Raw genomic sequence first — 1,125 nt, forward strand, 5'->3', positions numbered from 1 at the left:
AAGGGCAGGCCGCTCCGGAATGTCGCACTGCATGTGAAAAAGGGGCGCCGGGCCCAAGACCGCAGACGGGTCTGGCCGTGGCCAGAGCAAGCTGCGGACGCGGGAGGGCTTACCTTGCCCGATGGTGCCTTAGAACGTCACCGGCCGGGACAGCTCCAGCAGCTGGTCCAGATCCATATAGCGTTCCAGATGGTCTGCCAGTGCATCCAGCGTCTCCTCGACGCCGTCCTCATATCCGGTCTGGCTTTCATGCCCCAGGCCGGCCAGCACGCTGGCGCGGAAGGCGTCTGAAGAAAACAGCCCGTGCAAATAGGATCCCTTCACCCGCCCGTCAGCAGAGGCCGCGCCCTCGGCCCGGCCATCGATGCTCAGCCAGGCACGGGCGCAGTCGGCCCCTGTGGTGCGGCCCATGTGGATCTCGTATCCGCTCACCGGCAGATTGCCGTCGCGGGTCACCGCCTCGGTCAGCGTGACACGCTTTTCGCCCGCCATCACCGTATGCACATCCAAGAGGCCCAGTCCCTCGACCTTTCCGGGCCGGCCGTCAACGCCTTCCGGGTCGTCGATGGTCTTGCCCAGCATCTGAAAGCCGCCGCATAGGCCCAGCACATGGCCGCCGCGGCGGTGATGCGCCAGAATGTCGATGTCCCAGCCTTGGCGGCGCAGATAGGCCAGATCGCCAATGGTCGACTTGCTGCCGGGCAGGATCACCAGATCCGCATCGCCGGGCAGGGCGCGGCTTGGCGGCACGATCTCCACCGTCACCTCCGGCTCCGCGGCCAGCGGGTCCAGATCGTCGAAATTCGCCATCCGCTCCAGCTGCGGCACCACCACCTTGCAAGCGCCGCCCTGGCGAGAGGCGATGTCCATCATGTCCTCGGCCGGCAGTTTCCAGGCGTCCCAGAACCACGGCACCACGCCCAAGGACGGCCAGCCGGTGCGCGCGGCAATATCATCGCGGCCTGCATCAAACAGGCTGAGGTCGCCGCGGAACCGGTTCACCATGAAGCCCGCGACCCGCTCCAGGTCCTGCGGCTCCAGCACCGCATGGGTGCCGACGATCTGCGCAATCACCCCGCCGCGGTGAATGTCGCCGGCAATCACCACCGGCACCCCCGCCGCACA

1 protein-coding gene is annotated in these 1,125 nt (G+C 67.2%); it reads right to left on the reverse strand.

Translation table 11 applies throughout. The features are described 5' to 3' along the window. Positions 1-129: 129 nt before the first annotated feature. A partial coding sequence (locus A2I95_RS41010) for a cobyric acid synthase (protein WP_291738027.1) occupies positions 130-1,125 on the reverse strand: 996 nt, incomplete at its 5' end.

Source organism: Leisingera sp. F5, from assembly GCF_001593695.1.